At 65.6% G+C, this 20,183-nt stretch carries 15 protein-coding genes; 9 read left to right on the top strand and 6 right to left on the bottom strand.

Going from position 1 to position 20,183, the window contains the following annotated elements; all coding sequences use genetic code 11:
- The first annotated feature begins 43 nt into the window (after nucleotides 1–43).
- From tatA to tatC, 3 genes are read left to right on the top strand one after another with little or no spacing between them, the layout of a single operon-like run.
- Entirely contained in the window at nucleotides 44–271 is a 228-nt protein-coding gene (gene tatA, locus FRAAU_RS14860) for a twin-arginine translocase TatA/TatE family subunit (RefSeq protein WP_014404337.1), read from the top strand.
- Between the two features lie 32 nt (nucleotides 272–303).
- Nucleotides 304–708 carry a Sec-independent protein translocase protein TatB gene (gene tatB, locus FRAAU_RS17035; RefSeq protein WP_014404336.1) on the top strand — a complete coding sequence of 135 codons (405 nt, stop codon included), beginning with the start codon at nucleotides 304–306 and terminating at the stop codon, nucleotides 706–708.
- Entirely contained in the window at nucleotides 695–1,468 is a 774-nt protein-coding gene (gene tatC / locus FRAAU_RS14850) for a twin-arginine translocase subunit TatC (protein ID WP_014404335.1), read from the top strand. Before tatB ends, tatC begins: the two co-directional genes overlap by 14 nt.
- A 72-nt stretch (nucleotides 1,469–1,540) precedes the next feature.
- Here tatC and FRAAU_RS16670 read toward each other — a convergent pair whose 3' ends face one another.
- The 3 genes from FRAAU_RS16670 to FRAAU_RS14835 form a co-directional block, all read right to left on the bottom strand.
- Nucleotides 1,541–3,133: a DUF3300 domain-containing protein gene (locus FRAAU_RS16670; RefSeq protein ID WP_014404334.1), complete on the bottom strand. Its 1,593-nt coding sequence runs from the start codon at nucleotides 3,131–3,133 to the stop codon at nucleotides 1,541–1,543.
- A gap of 93 nt (nucleotides 3,134–3,226) precedes the next feature.
- The gene (locus FRAAU_RS14840; RefSeq protein ID WP_041271216.1) at nucleotides 3,227–4,612 is read right to left on the bottom strand and encodes a S41 family peptidase; all 1,386 of its coding nucleotides are present in this window, start codon (nucleotides 4,610–4,612) and stop codon (nucleotides 3,227–3,229) included.
- 139 nt (nucleotides 4,613–4,751) lie between these two features.
- Nucleotides 4,752–5,915, bottom strand: a complete 1,164-nt coding sequence (locus tag FRAAU_RS14835; RefSeq protein WP_041270625.1) for a murein hydrolase activator EnvC family protein — start codon at nucleotides 5,913–5,915, stop codon at nucleotides 4,752–4,754.
- Nucleotides 5,916–6,134: 219 nt separating this feature from the next.
- On the opposite strand from FRAAU_RS14835, the gene gltB reads away from it, so the two are divergent.
- Together gltB and FRAAU_RS14825 are read left to right on the top strand one after the other, a co-directional pair.
- Complete coding sequence (gene gltB / locus FRAAU_RS14830; protein ID WP_014404331.1) at nucleotides 6,135–10,586, top strand: glutamate synthase large subunit; 4,452 nt, start codon at nucleotides 6,135–6,137, stop codon at nucleotides 10,584–10,586.
- The gene (locus tag FRAAU_RS14825) at nucleotides 10,586–12,019 is read left to right on the top strand and encodes an FAD-dependent oxidoreductase (protein WP_014404330.1); all 1,434 of its coding nucleotides are present in this window, start codon (nucleotides 10,586–10,588) and stop codon (nucleotides 12,017–12,019) included. Before gltB ends, FRAAU_RS14825 begins: the two co-directional genes overlap by 1 nt.
- A 64-nt stretch (nucleotides 12,020–12,083) precedes the next feature.
- Here the strand turns inward: FRAAU_RS14825 and cutA are convergent, their stop codons facing one another.
- A complete protein-coding gene (gene cutA, locus FRAAU_RS14820; protein WP_014404329.1) occupies nucleotides 12,084–12,416 on the bottom strand; it encodes a divalent-cation tolerance protein CutA in 333 nt (110 codons plus the stop codon).
- A 604-nt stretch (nucleotides 12,417–13,020) separates the two neighbouring features.
- Between cutA and FRAAU_RS14815 the strand changes: the two genes are divergently transcribed.
- On the top strand, nucleotides 13,021–15,168 hold the full coding sequence (locus tag FRAAU_RS14815; protein ID WP_014404328.1) for a TonB-dependent receptor family protein: 2,148 nt from the start codon (nucleotides 13,021–13,023) through the stop codon (nucleotides 15,166–15,168).
- A gap of 51 nt (nucleotides 15,169–15,219) precedes the next feature.
- Here the strand turns inward: FRAAU_RS14815 and FRAAU_RS14810 are convergent, their stop codons facing one another.
- Nucleotides 15,220–16,446 carry an MFS transporter gene (locus FRAAU_RS14810; RefSeq protein WP_014404327.1) on the bottom strand — a complete coding sequence of 409 codons (1,227 nt, stop codon included), beginning with the start codon at nucleotides 16,444–16,446 and terminating at the stop codon, nucleotides 15,220–15,222.
- A gap of 107 nt (nucleotides 16,447–16,553) precedes the next feature.
- Between FRAAU_RS14810 and FRAAU_RS14805 the strand changes: the two genes are divergently transcribed.
- Nucleotides 16,554–17,552: a polyprenyl synthetase family protein gene (locus FRAAU_RS14805; RefSeq protein ID WP_014404326.1), complete on the top strand. Its 999-nt coding sequence runs from the start codon at nucleotides 16,554–16,556 to the stop codon at nucleotides 17,550–17,552.
- A 45-nt stretch (nucleotides 17,553–17,597) separates the two neighbouring features.
- On the opposite strand, the gene FRAAU_RS14800 is transcribed toward FRAAU_RS14805, so the two are convergent.
- Complete coding sequence (locus FRAAU_RS14800) at nucleotides 17,598–18,761, bottom strand: phosphoglycerate kinase (protein ID WP_425598094.1); 1,164 nt, start codon at nucleotides 18,759–18,761, stop codon at nucleotides 17,598–17,600.
- A 184-nt stretch (nucleotides 18,762–18,945) separates the two neighbouring features.
- On the opposite strand from FRAAU_RS14800, the gene FRAAU_RS14795 reads away from it, so the two are divergent.
- Nucleotides 18,946–19,494, top strand: coding sequence for a DUF4398 domain-containing protein (locus FRAAU_RS14795; RefSeq protein ID WP_156803433.1), 549 nt, complete (start codon nucleotides 18,946–18,948; stop codon nucleotides 19,492–19,494).
- Complete coding sequence (locus tag FRAAU_RS14790; protein ID WP_041270624.1) at nucleotides 19,491–20,126, top strand: hypothetical protein; 636 nt, start codon at nucleotides 19,491–19,493, stop codon at nucleotides 20,124–20,126. Before FRAAU_RS14795 ends, FRAAU_RS14790 begins: the two co-directional genes overlap by 4 nt.
- The last annotated feature ends 57 nt before the right edge of the window (nucleotides 20,127–20,183 follow it).

The raw sequence follows: 20,183 nt of genomic DNA, 5'->3' as shown, positions 1-20,183 counted from the left end.
CCATTGGGCCACATCGCCCTGCGTGTGAGAAGAGGTAAAGACTATGCCTAGCACCCTGCATATCATTCTGCTGCTGCTGGTGGTGGTATTGATGTTCGGAACGAGCAAGCTGCGCAATCTGGGGTCGGACCTGGGTGGTGCGATCAAGAGCTTCAAGAAGGGCATGGAAGGTGATGAGCCGGCCAAGCCTTCCGATGAGCGCCTGCAGGCCGATCCGCCGCGTGAAACGGCCCAGACGACTTCGCAGCGTGAAACCCACGACGTCAAGTAAGCCTTGAGTCGGGCCTCATCCGGGATGGTGGAATGATCGAAATCAGCTTTGGAAAGCTGGTGCTGATTGCGGTTGTCGCGTTGATCGTGCTGGGACCCGAAAAGCTTCCTGGCGCGGCGCGGACCGTGGGCGCCTTGCTGCGTCGGGTGCGGACCGGCTGGGACAGCGTCCGCAGCGAGGTCGAACGCGAACTGGAAATCGAGGAAATCCGTCGCTCCGCCCGCGAAGCGGCCGAGCGTGCCGAAAGCATGAAAAAGCAATGGGATACCTCGATCCAGTCGGTGCATCAGGGCGCCAGCGAGCTGGACCAGCAGGTACGGCACGGCGTGCAGCCGGATGCCTCTGCGCAGGATCGGCCGCCATCGGCCGCAGGGAAGGCTACGGATACCGCTGCCGTTGTGCCTTCGACACAGGGAGTGTCACATGAGCGGACCTGATCTGAATGACCGGCTGGGCGATGTCGATCTCGAACAAGGCCTGTTCTCGCATCTGATCGAGCTGCGCTCCCGCCTGATGAAGGCGATCGGAGCCTTGCTGGTGGTGCTGGTGGTGCTGGTGCCTTTTGCCAATGATCTGTATTCCAGATTGGCGCAACCGCTGGTGGCCCGTTTGCCGCAGGGTGCGCACCTGATTGCCACCGAGGTGGCCAGCCCATTCACCACGCCGCTGAAACTGGCCTTTTTCGTGGCCTTGTTCATCGCCATGCCGGTGATTCTCTACCAGCTGTGGGCTTTCGTCAGTCCCGGCCTGTACAAGCATGAGAAGCGGCTGGCCCGGCCCTTGCTGGCGGCGGCCCTGATCCTGTTCTATTGCGGCGCGGCCTTCGCCTATTTTGCCGTGCTGCCGGCCGCTTTCCGCTTTCTGACGGCCGTCACGCCGCAGGGCGTGGAGATGATGACGGACATCACCCACTATCTCGACTTCGTGATGCTGATGTTCTTTGCCTTCGGCGCCTGTTTCGAGGTACCGGTGGCGGTAGTGATCGTGGCGGCCATGGGTGTCGTCAATCTGCAGCAGCTGCGCGGTGCGCGTCGCTATGCGGTGGTGGCGGCCTTTGTGATCTCGGCCTTCATCACGCCGCCGGACTTGACGTCGATGGTGATGCTGGCGGTGCCGATGTGTCTGCTGTACGAGCTGGGCCTGCTGGCCGTGCGCTGGCTGGTGAAGCCGGCGCCTGCGGACGAAGCCGCCGCGTGAGACAACGCCCCGGCGGCAAGCCGGGGCGATGCTGACAGACGGAAGTCCCTATCCCGTGGCGGGCGAGCCGCCTCAGCGGTGATGACCGCCGCCGCCTTCGTGCGGGTGCCCCTGTGGCGCCGGACGTGGCGCCGGCGCCGGATGAAAGACCGGTGCCTGATGCTGCTGGAACGATGGCTGGGGCCGGAAGGTCTGCCCGGCCGGTCGCATGCCGTTGCCGAAACCGCGCGGCTCCGGATGGAAGCCGCCTTCCTGGTGGAAGCTGGACTCCCGGTTGAATGGGGACGACCGCTGCTGCGGCGCCTCACCTGCCCGCTGGAAACCGCGGAAGCCTTCGGATTGCATGACCTGGCCGGGTGCTCGGGTACTGACATGCAGGCCCGCCGGTGGCTGGCGGGAACCGGCAGAATCATTGTGGATATAAGAGACGGGGTGGCTGTGCTGGCCGGCCATCGGTTGAGGGCTCCAGCCCGAACCGCCCTGGGGGCCGGCATGGGCCTGGAACGTAGGCCCGCGGCTCAGCTCCGGTGCAGATGCGGCGCCCTGGCCCCAGGCGTGGGCATTCAGGCGCTGGTTGAACTGCGGCGTCTGCCAGTGACCACCGGGCGGGCCATAGCCGCCACCGGGCCGGCCGATCGGGCCGCCTGCCGCCTGTCCTGCCCCCATGCCGACGGGGGGGCGGCGGAAGCCGCCGGCAGTGAAGCCTTGGCGATTGTCATGGATGCTGATGTTCTGGACGTCGTAATGGCGCTGGTCATAATAGACCGAGGGCGCGCGCCACCCGTCGATGCCGCCGCCCGGAGGCGGGGGGCCGCCCCAATGCATGCCCCAGTGGTGCCAGCCCCAAGGATGGGACAGCAGGGCGCCGACGGCAATGCCCGTGCCAAAACCGATCAGTCCCCCCGACCAGCCGGCATCAAAGCCGCCTTGGGCCTCGTAGTAGCCGGGCCATGCCCCGTAGTCCTCGCCATAGACCAGCGCCGGGTTGTAGCTGGGGACATAGACGACATCGGGCTGGGCCGGTTCGATTTCCACATAGCTCTGAGGCGCGGGCACCAGCTCGCCGGTGGTGACGGTCTGGGTCGTGACCGTGCGGCTGACCACGGTCTGTTGCGGCGTGTTCTTGAGGTGGCCCTGATTCATGGCACGATGGCGCAGGACCTGAACCGCATTCATCAGATCGGTGGAATCATTGGCATAGGCCCGGCCCAGGGCCGCTGTCCAGGCGGGACTGCGATCCATCTGGTTCAGCACGTCGGGAAAGCTGGCCAGTCCCTTGACGGCCGGATCCCAGGGTTGCGGTGTCAGGGCCGCCTGCAGGGCTGCCGCGTTCAGGCCGGGATTCTGCCGCAGCATGTCGGCTTCGGCCGCGATCTGGTCCGGGTGGGTGGCGGCCGCCAGCACCTGGGCCAGCAGCCGGTCGGGAAACAAGGCCACGGGAGCGACCAGCCGGTACAGTTCCGCGGCGCTGGGAACGGCGGCGGGCGCGGCTGTGGCCGCCGTGGCGGGTGCCGCGGGTTGGCTCGGCGTGGGCACCGACGCAGGGGCCATGGCGGTCGGAGCGGCCTGGTTGCCGTCGCGGTCGGGTGCACTGCAGCCGTTGCTTCCGATCACGGCCAGCAAGGGCAGGCCGGCCAGCAAGCGTCGAGTCAGATGAGGTGACATGCGAGAACTCCTGGAACATGAACGGTCACGATGCCGATCGATCCTGTCGTCATCCTGTCGCCTGTACCGTTCCGGCCGGTACCAGACCAAGGCTCAGTGTGCCGCGACCGGGGGTGGACCATGGTTGAGGGCCAGCGCCTTGAGCACGTTCAACGCCTGCGACAGCGGATAGTCGCGGGTCGCCAGTGCCGTATCGGCGGCCCCCGTATCGGTGGTCTTGCCGGTGGTCGTGCCCTGATTGGCCAGATGATTCGGCAGATCGGCTTCCGAGCCGATGCCGAAACTGCCGGTATCATCGACTTTGCGTACGGCAAGTTCCGGCAGTGGAATGTCGGGCTGGATGCCTTCAGCCTGGATCGAGGTGCCGTTCGGGGTGTAATAGCGCGCGGTGGTGATTTTCACCGCATGCTCGGGATCCAGCGGCAGCACGGTCTGGACCACGCCCTTGCCGAAGGTCCGGCGCCCCATGATCAGCGCACGGCGGTTGTCTTTCAGTGCGCCGGAGACGATTTCGGCGGCCGAGGCGGTGCCGTTGTCGACCAGTACCACCATCGGCGCCCCTTTCAGCAGGTCGCCGGGATGGGCATCGAAGCGCATGTTCGCATCCTGCAGCCGGCCACGGGTGCTGACGATGCCGCCGCGATCCAGAAAATCGTCGGCGACGCCGACCGCCGCGGTCAGCAGGCCGCCCGGGTTGGAACGCAGATCCAGCACCGCGCCGCGCGGCTGGCCGTACTTGCGGATCAGGCTGCCCAGCTTGCGTTCAAGATCGTTGCTGGTGTCGTCCTGGAACTGGCTGATCCGGATATAGGCATAGCCGGGTTCCAGCTCGCGTACCTTGACGCTGGCCATGGTGATGCGCTCGCGGACCAGGTGCAGCTCGATGGGCGTGGTGGACCTGGCATGCACGATGGTCAGGCTGATCTTGCTTCCCGCATCGCCGCGCAATTGCTCGTACAGCTTGTCGATATTGTCAGGGGTGATGCTCTTGCCGTTGATCTTGACGATCGTGTCGCCGGCCAGAATTCCGGCCCGCGAGGCGGGGGTGTCATCGATCGGCGAGACGATGCGCAGCAGGCCGCCGGTTTCCATGACCTCGATTCCCAGGCCGCTGTACTGGCCGGTGGTGTCTTCGTCCAGCTGGGCCAGGCCGGCCTTGTCGAGAAAGGCGCTGTGCGGGTCCAGACCGCTGAGCATGCCGTTGATGGCCGCTTTCATCAGGGTCGGATTGCTGACGGGGTCGACATAGGCCTGTTTGACCACTTCCAGCACCCGGCTGAAATAGCGGATGTCCTTCAGGCCCAGTGCATCGGTTGGGGCGGCGGCGCTTCCGGCGGCGGCAGGGACCGCATCATCATCGCCAAGCGACATGCCGGTCGGAGCCTCGGCGGAAGCGGCCGGAGCCGGCATGGGGGGCTGGGCTGACCAGGCCGGTGCGGCCAGCAGGCACCCCAGCAGGCTCAGCATCGACAAACGCATGGACCGGAATTCCGAAAACTTCATCTTCTTCCAATGATCTGCTGGAGCCGTGGCAGGCGGCGATGGAACGGGGCCGCGGGCGTCAGTCCGGCTCCTCGGCGCAAGATGGCTTCTAGCCTGCGCCCCGTCGCGCAGGGCGTCAACGGTGGGCACTCAGCCAGGCCTCGGGGTTGGTGGGGGTCAGCCGATGGCGCAGCTCGAAGTACACGCCACTGTTGTCATTGTCGGTGGCGGCGCTGGCAGTGGCCAAGGTCTGGCCGGCCTCGATCTGGTCGCCGACCTTGCACAACTGGGTCTCGGTATTGCCGTAGCCGCTGGTCCAGCCGTCACCATGGTTGAGGATGATCAGGGTGCCGTAACCGCGCAGAAAACCGATAAAGACCACCCGGCCACGTGCCACCGCGTGGATTTCGCTGCCCTGGGCGGCGGCGATCAGGACGCCATTGCCATGCCGGCGCACTGCGCCCTTGGCCGGCCAGGGCAGGTTGCCGCGGATATTGCCGCGACTGGTCGGCGCCGACGGATTTTGCCGGGATTCGCGGGCAGCCGCGCGCGCGGCCTCATCGAGGGCGCGTTGCAGTCTGGCCAGCATCTGGTTGAGCGAGGCCTCGTCCTGCCGGAGAGCGGCCAGTTTCTGGCCTTGGGTCTGGTAGCGGGCATTGGTCTGGTCCAGCAGTTTCTGCTGGGCAGCCCGCTGCCGGGCGAGCTGTTGCTGCTGGCGACTGCGCAGTTGGCGGGTTTGCTGCAGGAGCTGTTGCTGGTCACGGATCTGCCCCTCCAGCTGCTGCAGCTGGGCCAGCTGACCCATCAGGGCGGCCACACGGCGCTGTCGATCCTGCTGGAAATAGTGCGAATACATCAAGGCCCGGGCGATGCGGCCGACATCATCGTCGCCCAACAGCAGCCGCAGGTCCGAGCCCTGGCCCAGGCTGTAGGCGGCTCGCAGCAGTTCACCAATGGCCTGGCGCTGCTGCTGCAGTTGCAGTTTGAGTGCGTCGCGTTGTTGCAGCAGCGTGTCCAGTTCCTGCTGCTTGGCTCCGAGGGCCTGCTCGGTCTGACGCACCGATCTGGCTGCCATGGCCACGGCCTGGGCCTGTCTGGCCAGCGCCGCGGTGACGCTCTGCTGCTGACTGCGGGTGGCCTCTCGGGCTTCGGTCAGATCCTGCACCTGCTGGTGCAGCTCGTGCAGCTGCTTGCGTGCCTGGGCCTGCTGGCTGCGGGTGCTCTGGGCGCTGGCGGGGGCGGTGAGCATCGATCCAAGCAGCAGGCAGGCCAGGGGGGCAGATCGGAATCGTATCGGCATGGGCCCATTATTGCCGACTGGCACGGGTACCGCGAGCCTCCCCGGGAGTCGCGCAGCCGGGGGATGGCATCGAGGTCGTCGTTGGGCGGCTAAATGCCTTTGACGAACGCTTGCGGATGTGCTTAAAGTCCTTGTCCCAGTATTTGCAATCCGGGGTTCGCCGGCCCTGCCGCGCGGCAGCAGCGGTGTGCGCCCTTGCAACAGCCAGGAGACGGCGCTTTGGTTCAGCAATACAGTCCGCGCTTATATGACGCGAGTTTCGAGCACGACAGCTGCGGCTTCGGTCTGATTGCCCAGATTGATGGCCAGGCCAGTGCATGGGTGGTGGACACCGCATTCGCGGCGCTGGCCAAACTGGCCCATCGCGGTGCGGTCAATGCCGATGGCATCACCGGCGATGGCGCGGGCGTGCTGATCCATCGTCCCACCGCGTGGCTGCGGGCACTGGCCGAGGAATCCGGCATTGCCCTGGGTGAACGCTTTGCGGCCGGTCTGGTGTTTCTGGACCCGACGCAGGAAGACCAGGCCAGCGCCCGGCTGGATGCCCATCTGCAGGAGGAGGGATTGCTGACCGCCGGCTGGCGTGAAGTGGCCATCAACCAGGCGGCGATCGGTCCTTTGGCGATCGAGGCCCAACCGCGGGTGCGTCAGGTGTTTGTGACGCCGGCCGCCACGATGACCGACGCCGCTTTCGAGCGTGCCTTGTTCCGGGCACGCAAGCGTACCGAGCTGGCTTTCCGGGATGATGCGCACTTCTATATCGTCAGCCTGTCGGCCCATACCATCGGCTACAAGGGCATGGCGGCGCTGGGACATCTGCGCGAGGTCTTCCCGGATCTGGGGCACCCCGCGCTGGTATCCGATGCCGTGGTGTTCCACCAGCGCTTCTCGACCAATACCTCGCCGCAGTGGCGGCTGGCCCAGCCGTTCCGGATGCTGGCTCACAACGGCGAGATCAACACGATCCGCGCCAACCGCCGCTGGGCCCAGGCTCGCGAGGCGATTCTGCGCTCGCCGCTGTTGGAGCTGGGCGATCTGGGGCCGTTGGTGCGTCAGGACGGTTCGGATTCGGAGAGCCTGGACAACGCGCTGGAACTGCTGCTGATGGGGGGCTTCGATCTGCTGGGAGCCATGCGCGCCCTGGTGCCGCCGGCCTTTGCTGCCAGCGAGAATGTCGACGAGGATCTGGCGGCCTTCTACGAATACTACGGCCTGCACTGCGAACCCTGGGATGGCCCGGCCGGGCTGGTGATGTGCGACGGCCAGTACGCTGCCTGCACCCTGGATCGCAATGGCCTGCGGCCCGCCCGCTGGGCCCGCTCGGACGACAACCATCTGATCGTGGCCTCCGAAGCCGGTCTGTGGGACATTCCCAGCGCACGGGTGGTGGCCAAGGGCCGGCTGGCGCCGGGCGAGATGATCGCCATTGATTTCGCCGGCAAGCGCTTGCTGAGCAGTGCCGACATCGATGCGATCAATCGGGCCCGCGCGCCATTCCGCGAGTGGCTGCGGGCAGGTGTGACCTATCTGGAATCGGATCTGATCGATCCCTCGCTGGCGGCCGAGCCGCTGCCGGCGGAGGAGCTTCGACGCTACCAGAAACTGTTCGGGCTGACCCGTGAAGAGCGTGAAACCGTGCTCAAGGTGATGGTCGAGCAGGAGGGCGAGGCGACTGGCTCGATGGGCGACGATACCCCGATCGCGGCGCTGTCGCGTCAGTTCAGGCCGTTGTCGGACCGGTTCCGGCAAGCTTTCGCCCAGGTCACCAATCCGCCGATCGATCCGCTGCGCGAAAAGCTGGTCATGTCGCTGATCACCCAGATCGGGCCGGAATACAATATCTTTGATACCCGGCTCGAGCATGCCCGGCATATCCTGATCAACTCGCCGGTATTGTCGCAGCGCAAACTGCGGCAGATCCTGTCGATGGCTCCTTACCAGGGTACGCCCCGGATCGATCTGATGTTCGATCCGGGCAGCGAAGACCTGCAGTCGGCCCTGCGCCGGATCTGTCGCGAAGCCTGCCAGGCGGCCCGCGAGGGTCACACGCTGATCTTTCTGAGCGATCGCTATCCGCGGCCCGAGCTGTTGCCGATCCATCCGCTGCTGGCCACCGGCGCGGTCCACAACGAGCTGATCGAGCAGGGCCTGCGGGCACAGTGCAATATCCTGGTCGAGGCGGCGACGACCCGCGATCCGCACCAGTTCGCCTGCCTGCTGGGGTTTGGCGCCACCGCGATCTATCCCTGGCTGGCCTACCAGAGTCTGTTCGACCTGGGCCGCGACGGCCACATCCGTGGCGACGTGCTGGAAATCGGGCGCAGCTACCGGATCGCGGTGCGCAAGGGCCTGCTGAAGATCCTGTCCAAGATGGGCATTTCCACCGCGGCCGGCTATCGCGGGGCGCAGCTGTTCGAGATCATCGGACTGGGCCGCGAAGTGGTGGACATGTGTTTCCCCGGGACACCTTCGCGGATCGGAGGGGCCGGTTTTGCCGAATTGCAGCATGACCAGCAGATGCTGGCCCTGGAGGCCTGGAACGATACCAAGCTGCTGCGTGCCGGCGGGCTGTACAAGTTCATGTACGGTGGCGAATACCACATGTACAACCCGGACGTGATCAATACCTTGCAGCGGGCGGTACGCACCGGCAGCGAGGCCGACTATCGCGCCTATGCCGAGGTGGTCGACCATCGCCCGGCCTCGGCCCTGCGCGATCTGCTGGCCATCCAGCCGCTGGGCGAGCCGGTACCGCTGGACGAGGTCGAACCGCTGGAGGCCATTCTGGCGCGTTTCGATTCGGCCGGCATGTCGCTGGGCGCCTTGTCGCCCGAAGCCCATGAAGCGCTGGCCACGGCGATGAACCGGCTGGGCGGACGCAGCAACTCGGGGGAAGGCGGCGAAGATCCTGCCCGTTACGGCACCGAGCGCATGTCCAAGATCAAGCAGGTCGCCTCGGGCCGCTTCGGGGTCACCCCGGCTTATCTGGTCAATGCCGAAGTGCTGCAGATCAAGATCGCCCAGGGCGCCAAGCCCGGCGAGGGCGGCCAGCTGCCCGGTCACAAGGTCGATGCCACGATTGCCCGTTTGCGCTATGCCAAGCCCGGCATCGGTCTGATCTCGCCGCCACCGCATCATGACATCTACTCGATCGAGGATCTGGCCGAGCTGATCCACGATCTCAAGGAGGTCAATCCGGCGGCGCTGATTTCGGTCAAGCTGGTCAGCCATGCCGGCGTCGGCACGGTGGCGGCCGGCGTGGTCAAGGCCGGTGCCGACCTGATCACTATCAGCGGGCATGACGGGGGGACCGGCGCCAGTCCGCTGACCTCGATCAAATATGCCGGCACGCCCTGGGAGCTGGGTCTGGCCGAAACCCAGCAGACCCTGCGCCGCACCGAGCTGCGCGGGCGGGTCCGGCTGCAGACCGATGGCGGTCTGAAGACCGGTCTCGATGTACTCAAGGCGGCACTGCTGGGTGCCGAAAGCTTTGGCTTCGGCACGGGGCCGATGGTGGCCCTGGGCTGCAAATATCTGCGGATCTGCCATTTGAACAATTGCGCCACCGGTGTCGCGACCCAGCTGGAGCAGTTGCGCAAGGAGCATTTCGTGGGGCTGCCGGAGATGGTGATGAACTATTTCCGCTTTATCGCCCAGGATGTGCGCGAGCAACTGGCCCGGCTTGGCGCCCGTTCCCTGCATGAGCTGATCGGTCGTGCCGACCTGCTGGCCCAGCGTGATGTCGCGGCCACTCCGGTGCAGCACAAGCTTGACCTCGGTCCCTTGCTGGATGGCCGCAGCCTGGGATCAAGGGTGGACGCGACTTGCGTCCTGTCTCGCAATCCGATGCGCGATGCGGCGGCCCTGGCGACCCGCATCTCGGCCGATGCGGCCCGGGCGGTACGCGAAGGGCGCGCGGTGGAGCTGCACTATCCGATCGAGAACACGGATCGGGCGATCGGCACCCGCCTGTCCGGCGATATTGCCCGGGTGCATGGTGATCGCGGTCTGGAGGCTACGCCGCTGGTACTGAAGCTGGAAGGCGCGGCGGGGCAGAGTCTGGGGGCCTTCAATGCCGGTGGTCTGCATATCCAGCTGATCGGCGAAGCCAATGACGGTGTCGGCAAGGGCATGGCCGGTGGCCGCATCACGGTACGTCCGCCGGCGGATTCGCCGTTTGCCAGCCAGCAGGCGGCGATCATCGGCAACACCTGCCTGTATGGCGCCACGGGAGGCGAACTGTTTGCCGCGGGGTGCGCGGGCGAGCGCTTCGCGGTCCGCAATTCGGGGGCGCTGGCGGTGGTCGAAGGGGCGGGTGACCATTGCTGCGAATACATGACCGGCGGCGTGGTGGCGGTGCTGGGCAAGGTCGGTCTGAACTTCGGCGCGGGCATGACCGGCGGCTTCGCCTATGTGCTGGATGAGCAGCGTGAGTTCGTGGACTGCTACAACCATGAACTGGTCGATATCCTGCGCATCTCGCCCGAGGGCATGGAACATTACATGCATCACCTGCGCCGGCTGGTCGAGCGGCATGTGCAGTTTACCGGCAGCGAATGGGGCGCACGTGTCCTGCGCGACTTCCGCGGCCTGCAGTACAAGTTCTGGCTGGTCAAGCCCAAGGCGGCAAGCCTTGCGGCCTTGGCCGACGAGTTGAGGAGTGCCGCCTGATGAGCGACAAGAATTTCCAGTTCATGCAAGTCAGCCGACAGGCGCCACGGGTGCTGCCGGTGGCGGTGCGGGTGCTGGGCTATGGCGAGATATCGGGTGACTTCGCCCAGGCTCAGGGCGCTACCCAGGCCGAGCGCTGCATCGACTGCGGCAATCCTTACTGCGAGCATGCCTGCCCGGTCCACAATTACATTCCCAACTGGTTGAAGCTGGTCCAGCAGAACCGGATCATGGAAGCGGCCAGCCTGATGCATGAAACCAATCCCCTGCCGGAAATCTGCGGCAGGGTCTGTCCGCAGGACCGACTGTGCGAAGGTGCCTGCACCTTGGAGCAGACCGATTTCGGCGCGGTCACCATCGGCAGCATCGAACGCTGGGTGACCGACGAGGCCTTGCGCCAGGGCTGGCGCCCGGACCTGACAGGCGTGGTGGAAACCGGTCGGAAGGTGGCCATCATCGGCGCCGGACCGGCGGGGCTGGCTTGCGCCGACCGCTTGCGCCGCGCGGGCGTGGCGGCGGATGTCTATGATCGTCAGCACGAGATCGGCGGCCTGCTGACCTTCGGCATTCCGCCCTTCAAGCTGGACAAGTCCGTGGTCCGGGCGCGTCGCGAGGTGCTGGAAGGCATGGGCGTGCGGTTCCTGCTGAACCGGGAGATCGGCCGCGACGTCGAATTCGGCCAGTTGCTGGAAGATTACGATGCGGTCTTTGTCGGCACCGGTGCCTATACCTATGTCGATGGCCAGCTGGCCGGACGCCAATGGCTGGGCGTGCACGACGCCCTTCCCTTTCTGATCGCCAATACCGAGCGACTGCTGCGCGATGAAGTCAGCGACGGCGCGCTGGATCTGCGCGGCAAGCGGGTAGTGGTGCTGGGTGGGGGCGATACAGGCATGGATTGCAACAGGACGGCTATCCGTCTGGGTGCAAAATCGGTGACCTGTATCTATCGCCGTGACGAAGCCAGCATGCCCGGCTCGGTGCGCGAAGTGAAATACAGCAAGGAAGAGGGTGTACAGTTCCTGTTCCAGCGCCAGCCGCTGGGCATTCTCGGGGATGCCGAAGGCCGCGTCCGGGCGGTACGGGTGGTGGAAACCGAGCTGGTCGATGCCGGCGACGGTCGACCCCGGCCGCGCAATATCGAGGGCAGCGAAGTCGAGATCGAGGCCGATGTGGTAATCCAGTCTTTCGGTTTCCTGCCCAGTCCTCCGGATTGGCTGGCCAGCCACGGCGTGGAGCTGGACCGCTCCGGACGGATCCTGACCGGCGGTCTCGGGCGGCTGCCGCAGCAGACCAGCCATGCCCGGATCTTTGCCGGCGGCGACAATGTCCGTGGCGCCGACCTGGTGGTGCGGGCGGTTTATGACGGTCGCGAAGCGGCCGCTTCGATCATCGAGGTTCTGGCCGGACAGCCGGCGATCGTGGCGGCCTGAGCCGGAAAAACGTGTCGGGAGACTGCGATGGCGGCGCTCCCGATGTCGCCCGACGGTCCGGGGCTCAGTCCTCGAGCTGCTGGTGCAGCCAGGCCGCATAGGCCTCGGAGCTGCCGGTGATCTCCGTCGCCAGCAGCTGCGGCAGTTCATACGGATGCCGTTCGGCCAGCAGGCGGGCGATGGACTGGAAACGGTCTTGACGGGTCTTCAGTCGCAACTGGTATTCCTGTTCCTGTTGCAGCTCGCCCTGCCAGCGGTAATGGCTTTCGACGGCCGTCACCTGCACGCATGCAGCCAGTCTGTGCTGAAGCAAGACACTGGCCAGTTCGCGTGCCTGGATCTGGCTGGCCACGGTGGTGGTGACTTCGATCAGTGTCGAACCGGCCGCAATGGACATGGCAAAGAACTCCTGAAGCAAGACTTGGGGCGGCCGGGCGGAGTGCGGGGCTGGTGTCCGGACCGGCCAAAGATATGAGTGGGTGAGGTCGGGCCTGCGGATCGGGGCGGGCATCGCCATCTTCTGGCAAGGGCATGATGCCAGAGGCTGGTGTCATTCGTGCTGTTTCATCACTTCGGATCCAGCGGTCGAGCCATCGGTCTGATCACGTGCCGAGGGGAAAATGATGGCGATACGGCTGTCGACTTCAGTCTATGAAGAGGTGGGTGCGAGGGTATCGCAAGCGCTACCGCGGAATATCGTTCGCGATGCGATCAACTCGTCCACTCTCCGGCAGGCCGAGCCAGGGACCGTACCGTGTACTTGATCGGCGTTACACTATGCCGGTACTCAACCGGTGGCAGGTCGCTCCGGCATGCGGGGCGGATGCGCAGGCTGTCATCCTGCTGTCGGCTCAGTCGGGGCAGGGCTGGTGTCCATCGGGCATCAGATGGCCGATCAGGCCACTGGCTGCCCAGTTCTGAATCTTGCCTCGACCTGCACCCACTCATGATGGAATGCGGCAGCGGCGGGAGAGGCCGCTTCCGCGCTTGCGAGGTGTTTTATGCAGCATAGGGCTGGATGGGGTCGGCGTCTGCTGGCTGTATCGATAGCAACCGGACTGGTCGGCAGCCTGCAGGCGGCCGAGACGAATAGTGATGGTGCCACGCCCAGGCCGGCGCCCCGGCTGGCCACGGTGCATGCCACCGCGATGCGGATGGATATTCCGGCCTTCGACATGCCGGCCTCGATCAGCGAGATCCAGGTCCAGCCGGCGGCCAGTGGCAAGCCTGGGGTGAATTTGTCCGAGACCATGGTCGGGATTCCCGGGGTGCTGGACCGTGATCGCCAGAACTATGCCCAGGATGCCCAGCTGTCGATCCGCGGATTCGGCTCGCGTTCCACCTTCGGTGTGCGTGGCGTACGGGTCTACACCGATGGCATTCCCGGCACCTTGCCGGATGGCCAGGGCCAGATCTCGCAGATCAATCTGGCGACCGCCGAGCGGATCGAAGTGCTGCGCGGCCCGTTCTCCGCGCTTTATGGCAACTCGTCCGGTGGCGTGGTCCAGATCTTCACGGCCGATGGCGGCGACACCCCGGTCAGCACGGTCGGCATCTACGGTGGCAGTTACGGCACCCTGACCAGCAGTGCCACCACCCGCGGCAAGCTGGGGGCGGTCAGTTACAACGTCGGCTTCACCCATTTCCAGACCGATGGCTATCGCCAGCATTCGCAGGCCCAGCGCGAATCTTTCAATGCCAAATTCGGCGTGGATGTCGGCAGCGGCGGTCGCCTGAACCTGGTGATCAACAGCATGGATCTGCCGCATGCCCAGGATCCGATGGGACTGACGGCGGACCAGTACCGCGAGAACCGCCGTCAGGCGGTGGCTCAGGCTTACCAGTACAACACCCGCAAATCGGCGCATCAGACCCAGGCCGGACTGGTCTACGACCAGCATCTGGGCGAGCATGATCAGCTGCACGCGATGATCTACGGCGGACAGCGCGATATCACCCAGTATCTTTCGATTCCCGCCGCAGTGCAGAACATCAAGACCAAACCCGGTCATGCCGGCGGGGTGGTCAATCCGGATACGGCCTATGGTGGCGGCGAGGTGCGCTGGACCCACCAGGACGAGCTGGCCGGCCGGCCCTACGAACTGACCGTCGGCCTGACCTACGACATGCAGGACCAGGCACGACGCGGCTACGAGAATTTCATCGGGCCGGCCTTGCATCCGCTGCAGCTGGGTGTGAAAGGCAATCTGCGCCGAAACGAGAATGATGACGTCTACGATCTGGACCAGTACGTGCAGTGGTACTGGCATTTCGCCGACCGCTGGAGCCTGATGCTGGGCGCGCGTCATGACGATATCCGTTTCAATGAGCATGACCATTATCTGGCCAACGGCAATGACAGCGGGAGGGCCAGTTATGGCGCGACCACGCCGGTAGCCGGCGTGCAGTTCCGGCCGCTGGACAATCTGCGGGTCTACGCCAGCTACGGCAAAGGCTTCGAGAGTCCGACCTACAACGAGCTGGGATACCGGGCCGACGGCGCGCCGGGACTGGCCTTCAATCTGCGCCCTTCGATGAGCCAGAACTATGAGCTGGGCGCCAAGTGGCAGCCGACCCGCCGCATCGAAGTCGATGCCGCGGTCTTCCTCAGCCATACCAGCGACGAGCTGGCGGTCTATGGCAATACCGACGGTCGCGCCACCTATCAGAACCTGGGGCGTACTCGGCGGCAGGGGTATGAGTTGTCCTTTACCGGTGATGTGGGCCACGATATGCGGCTGGTGGCGGGCTATACCCATCTGCAGGCGACGTATGAATCGCAAGGCCAGGGCAGCAGCCAGGCCATCGTGCCCGGCAACCGGATTCCGGGCGTGCCCTCCAGCTATGGCTCGCTGCGGCTGGAGCACGGCAAGCATTATGGCTGGCAACAGGGCCTGGAGTTGAGCGGCACCAGCTCGACCCCGGCCAATGACGGCAATACGGCTTTTGCAGCGGGTTATATGCTGGTCGGTCTGGATACGGCCTGGGTGTTCGACCTGCATCCCTCCACGCTGCGACTCAGCGCGCGGCTGGACAATCTGGCCAACCGGCGTTACATCGGCTCGGTGATTGTGGATGACGGCAACAGCCGTTATTTCGAGCCGGGTCCGGGACGGGCGGTGATGCTGGGGGCGGAACTGCAATTCTGAGGTGCCACTGGAGCGGCCGAACACCGGCCGCTCCAGTGGCGGTGCGGCCGGTCAGGTCCGCAACTGCGGTGCATTGGCGATGCGGGGAGCACCCCACAGGATCAGCGGGATCCACAGCAGGCACAGGGCCGCCGCCGCCATGAAGATCGCCTCGAAGCCACCGTCGCCGAGTATCAGCCCACCCAGGGCTCCACCGACAAAGGCGCCCATGAACTGGCTGGTGGAGTAGGCGCCCATCGCGGCGCCCCGCATGGTGCCGGGTGCCAGCCGCGACACCAGACCGGGCAGGATCGCTTCCAGCAGATTGAAGGCCGAGAAGAACACGGCCATGCAGATCGCCGGTGTCATCAGGCGGCTGCCGGCAAAGGCCAGCCCAAGCAAGGCCAGCGCGATGGCGATGATGCACAGCCGGACCAGACGCAGGGCCTGACCGATGTCCTGGGCCCGTCGCATGCATGCCCCCATGACCAGGGCGGCGAACAGCATCACGGGCAGATACAGCTTCCAGTGGCTGCTCACCGGCAGCTGCAACTGGTCGGCCAGCAGCAGCGGCAGGCCGACGAAGGCCGCCGTCAGTACCGCATGCAGAAAGAACACCGAGCCATTGAGGGCCAGCATGCGCGAATCGGACAGCATGCGCAGGATTTCCGAGGGGCCGGCCGCGGCCGGGGCACGGGTCAGGGTCGGAGTCGGCACGATCAGCCACAGCAATACCAGCGAGGCCAGCGCCAGGACCGAGGTGCAGCCGAACAGGCCGGAAAGGCCGGTAGCCGCTTCCAGCGGCGGCCCCAGGATCAGCGCCAGCAGAAAGGACAGGCCGATCGACACCCCCAGGATGCCCATCACCTTGCTGCGGTTCTCATCGCGGGTCAGGTCGGTCAGCAGGGCACTGCCGGCACCGGCGACGGCACCCATGCCTTGCAGGGCCCGGCCCAGCACGATGCCGGTCAGCGTATGGGAGCAGGCCGCGACCACGCCGCCGATGGCGAAGACCAGCAGGCCCAGGCTGATGGCCGGCTTGCGGCCGATATGGTCGGACAGCATGCCCAGCGGAATCTGCAGCAGGATCTGGCCCAGCCCATAGACGCCCAGGGCCATGCCGATCAGCCAGGGCGTGGCATCAGGCATGCGTTGGGCATAAAGTGAAAACACTGGCATGATGAGGAACAGGCCAAACAGTCGCAGGCTGACGACGCAGGCCAGCGTGAGAGCGCTGCGAAGCTCCAGTTTGGACAGTTTGGTCGATTTCGAACGGGTGGAAGTCGGCTTTGTAGACATGGCGGGTAGTATAGATTCACAGGCCTGTTTGCTGTTGCATCCCTCTGACGCGGCGTTTCTCGCGCGCACCCTCTATAATCCATCGATACCTCGTCACTGATTACGCCATGACCGCCACTGTTGCACATGATCGATCCCTTGATTTTGACGCTTTGCGCGAGCTGGCGGCGCCCGACATGCGCAGGGTCGACCAGCTGATCCGGGACCGCCTGTCATCCAATGTCGTCCTGATCAACCAGATCGCCGATCACATCATCGCCAGCGGAGGCAAGCGCCTGCGCCCGATGCTGCATATCCTGGCCGCGCATACGGCGGGCTATGTGGGCGAGGATCACATCAAGCTGGCGGCGGTGATCGAGTTCATCCACACCTCGACCCTGTTGCATGACGACGTGGTCGACGAATCGGATCTGCGCCGCGGCCGCAAGACGGCCAACGCCCTGTGGGGCAATGCGGCCAGCATCCTGGTCGGTGATTTCCTGTATTCGCGTTCGTTCCAGATGATGGTGGAACTGGATTCGCCGCGGATCATGCGGATCCTGGCCGATACCACCAATACCATCTCCGAAGGCGAGGTGCTGCAGCTGCTGAACATCGGCAATGCCGACGTGGCCGAGGCGGCGTATCTTGCCGTGATCGAGCGCAAGACGGCCGTGCTGTTCGCGGCCGCGAGCGAGCTGGGCGCGGTGCTGGGCGATATGCCGGAAAGCCAGGTGCAGGCGCTGCGCCGCTATGGCATGGCCCTGGGCTATGCCTTCCAGATTGCCGATGATCTGCTGGACTACATGTCCGATGCCAGCACCCTGGGCAAGAACATCGGCGATGATCTGGCCGAAGGCAAGCCCACGCTGCCGCTGATCTACGCGATGGAAGGCGCCGCCCCCGAGCTGCTGGAAACCCTGCGTCACGCGGTGGAACAGGGCGGCCTGACCTCGCTGGACGAGATCATCCTCGCGATCCAGAACTCGGGTGCGCTGGAACGCACTCGCGCGGTGGCCTTGAAGTACGCGGCGCAGGCCCATGAGGCGCTGGCCGAGCTGCCGCCCTCCGAGTGGCGCGATGCGCTGGCGGCTCTGGCCGACTACGCCGTTTCCCGCGGCTACTGAGTCACCGCGCGTCCGCCCCGATCTGGAGCGGACGCGAAGCGGTCATCAAGCGGCCGAGCGGGCTTCCAGAGCCGCCACGGCCGGCAGCGTCCGACCTTCCAGAAACTCCAGGAAAGCCCCCCCGCCGGTCGAGATATACGAGATCCCGGCTTCCACGCCGTACTTGTCTACTGCGGCCAGGGTGTCGCCTCCGCCGGCAATCGAGAAGGCCTTGCTGGCGGCGATGGCTTTGGCCAGCACTTCGGTGCCCTTGCTGAAGGCATCGAATTCGAAGACGCCGACCGGACCATTCCAGACCACGGTGCCGGCCTTGACGATCAGCTCGGCATACTGGGCGGCGGTGGCCGGCCCGATGTCCAGAATCATTTCATCGTCACCGACCTGGTCCACCGGCCGTACCGTGGCCGTGGCGGTGGCCGAAAACTCGCGGGCCACCACGACATCGACCGGGATCGGCACCTCGGCACCGCGGGCCTTGGCATCGGCGATGACCTTGCGGGCGGCCGGCAGCAGATCGGCCTCGTACAGCGAACGCCCGATGCCATGGCCGGCGGCGGCAATAAAGGTATTGGCGATGCCGCCGCCGACGATCAGCTGGTCGACCTTGCCGACCAGGCTTTCCAGCAGGGCCAGCTTGGTCGATACCTTGGAGCCGGCAACGATGGCCAGCAGCGGATGGGCCGGTTGCTTCAGGGCACGGCCCAGTGCATCCAGTTCGGCGGCCAGCAGGGGGCCGGCCACGGCCCGCGGGGCATATTGGATCACGCCATGAGTGGAGGCTTGGGCGCGGTGGGCGGTGCCGAAGGCATCCATGACGAAAATATCGCACAAGGCGGCATAACGCTTGGCGAGGGCCGGGTCATCCTTGGCTTCGCCGGGATTCATGCGGCAGTTTTCCAGCACGACCACTTCGCCGGGGGCGACCTCGACGCCATCCAGATAATCCCGGACCAGTCGCACCGGGCTGCCCAGGGTCTGTCCCAGCCATTCGGCCACGGGCTGCAGCGAGGCGGCGGGATCGAATTCACCTTCCCTGGGCCGGCCCAGATGCGAAATCACCAGCACGCGGGCACCGGCGTCGCGCGCGGCCCGCAAGGTGGGCAAGGCGGCCTTGAGACGTTGGGTCGAGGTGATCCGGCCGTGCTCGATGGGAACGTTGAGATCTTCGCGGATCAATACGCGCTGGTCGCGCAGATCCAGATCACTCATGCGGGAAACGGTCACGGCCTTGCTCCGGTTGGGATGGAAGGTGAGGGGAAGACCCCTGAAAGACGGCCGGACTATTGTCGGCGGCCCCGCCCGCACTGTAAACGGCCGGATGGCAGGCACGTGCACATTGCAATCATGGCCGTGGGCTGGCCAAAATAAGCGGACACCGCCGTGAGGATCTGGAGTGATTAAGTTCGGTTTTCCCTTGTCGCGGCCACCCGGCCGAATGACGCCACGGCTTGCCGCGATCATGTCGGCGCTGGTCTTGGCCGGTCTCAGCGGATGCGCCAGCCTGCCACCTCCGGATGGGCTGATGAACCAGGCACAGATGGCGATCCAGTCCGCCCAGTCGGCGCAGGCCCAGGATTATGATCCGGTCGGTCTGGGCTTTGCCCGTGATCGATTCCAGCAGGCGCTGGATGCGATGCGCGATCACAAGTACGAGCAGGCCGGCCGTTACGCCGACGAGGCGCGTGCCGATGCGGATCTGGCGCGGGTGAAGTCGCAGCTTGCCGCCGTGCGCGCCCAGATCCAGGCCAAGACGGAGGCCAACGAAAGTCTGCGCCAACAGATCGAGCAGGCCGAGTCGGCGGCCACGGCCGCGCCAGCGGCACCGGCAACCGATGCAGGCACTACGCTGGAGGGCGATATGCCTGCCCCACCAGAATCCATGCTGGGACCGGCACCTGCCGGCTCGGTTGATGCCAGCCAGAATCCGGGAGGTCCGCGATGAAGCGTTCGTGGATGGTTCGTCTGTCCATGCTCAGTCTGGCGCTGGCCGGCGGCGTGGTCCATGCCAAGCAGGATGATCTGGACGTGGCCCGACTCAACAGCAGCCTGGACCAGCTGGCGAACGATCCCCAGCTCGGCGGTCGGGCCTTGGCCGAGCAGTCGATCGCCCGCAGTGCAGTGACCCAGTTGTCGCAGGCCGATTCCGATCATCGGGCCTATGCCCTGTATCTGGCCGAGCGGCGGGTGGATGTGGCCAAGGCCGCCGCCCAGCTGCAGCTGGCCCAGACCAAGGTCTACAGCCTTGATCGCGAGCATGACCAGATCCAGCTGGAGGGCTTGCGCGCCGATGCCGAGCAGGCGCGTCGTGAACTGGAGCGCCAGCGGCTGCAATATCAGCTGGCTCAGGAAGATGCCCAGCGCAGTCAGGCCGAGGGGGCTGCCGCCACGGCGCAGGCTCTGGCCCAGGCCGAGCAGGCCCGCAAACTCGCGGCAGCCCAGGGCCGCATGGCCAATGCGGCCAAGCGTGAAGCCGCGCTGGCCGCGGCAGCCGCCCGGTTGATGCGCAAGCAGATGCAGCAGCAGCCTGCCGCCACCACGGGCAAGAGTGGATCCCAGGCAGGCGGCAAGCCTTGAGGGCCCGGTAGGGAGCGACCGTCTGCTGTTTCGATGCGGACGGTTCGCCCTCGGGGC

The sequence above is a fragment of the Frateuria aurantia DSM 6220 genome (genome assembly GCF_000242255.2).
Taxonomy (GTDB): domain Bacteria; phylum Pseudomonadota; class Gammaproteobacteria; order Xanthomonadales; family Rhodanobacteraceae; genus Frateuria; species Frateuria aurantia.
Note: the sequence above shows the minus strand (reverse complement) of the source record. Positions and strands in the feature narration are given on the sequence as shown.

What these genes read in the sequence shown, in the direction of transcription:
- tatA (WP_014404337.1), top strand. Translation starts at nt 44, where the DNA reads ATGCCTAGCACCCTGCATATCATTCTGCTGCTGCTGGTGGTGGTATTG.
- tatB (WP_014404336.1), top strand. Translation starts at nt 304, where the DNA reads ATGATCGAAATCAGCTTTGGAAAGCTGGTGCTGATTGCGGTTGTCGCG.
- tatC (WP_014404335.1), top strand. Translation starts at nt 695, where the DNA reads ATGAGCGGACCTGATCTGAATGACCGGCTGGGCGATGTCGATCTCGAA.
- FRAAU_RS16670 (WP_014404334.1), bottom strand. Translation starts at nt 3,133, where the DNA reads ATGTCACCTCATCTGACTCGACGCTTGCTGGCCGGCCTGCCCTTGCTG.
- FRAAU_RS14840 (WP_041271216.1), bottom strand. Translation starts at nt 4,612, where the DNA reads ATGCGTTTGTCGATGCTGAGCCTGCTGGGGTGCCTGCTGGCCGCACCG.
- FRAAU_RS14835 (WP_041270625.1), bottom strand. Translation starts at nt 5,915, where the DNA reads ATGCCGATACGATTCCGATCTGCCCCCCTGGCCTGCCTGCTGCTTGGA.
- FRAAU_RS14825 (WP_014404330.1), top strand. Translation starts at nt 10,586, where the DNA reads ATGAGCGACAAGAATTTCCAGTTCATGCAAGTCAGCCGACAGGCGCCA.
- cutA (WP_014404329.1), bottom strand. Translation starts at nt 12,416, where the DNA reads ATGTCCATTGCGGCCGGTTCGACACTGATCGAAGTCACCACCACCGTG.
- FRAAU_RS14815 (WP_014404328.1), top strand. Translation starts at nt 13,021, where the DNA reads ATGCAGCATAGGGCTGGATGGGGTCGGCGTCTGCTGGCTGTATCGATA.
- FRAAU_RS14810 (WP_014404327.1), bottom strand. Translation starts at nt 16,446, where the DNA reads ATGTCTACAAAGCCGACTTCCACCCGTTCGAAATCGACCAAACTGTCC.
- FRAAU_RS14805 (WP_014404326.1), top strand. Translation starts at nt 16,554, where the DNA reads ATGACCGCCACTGTTGCACATGATCGATCCCTTGATTTTGACGCTTTG.
- FRAAU_RS14800 (WP_425598094.1), bottom strand. Translation starts at nt 18,761, where the DNA reads ATGAGTGATCTGGATCTGCGCGACCAGCGCGTATTGATCCGCGAAGAT.
- FRAAU_RS14790 (WP_041270624.1), top strand. Translation starts at nt 19,491, where the DNA reads ATGAAGCGTTCGTGGATGGTTCGTCTGTCCATGCTCAGTCTGGCGCTG.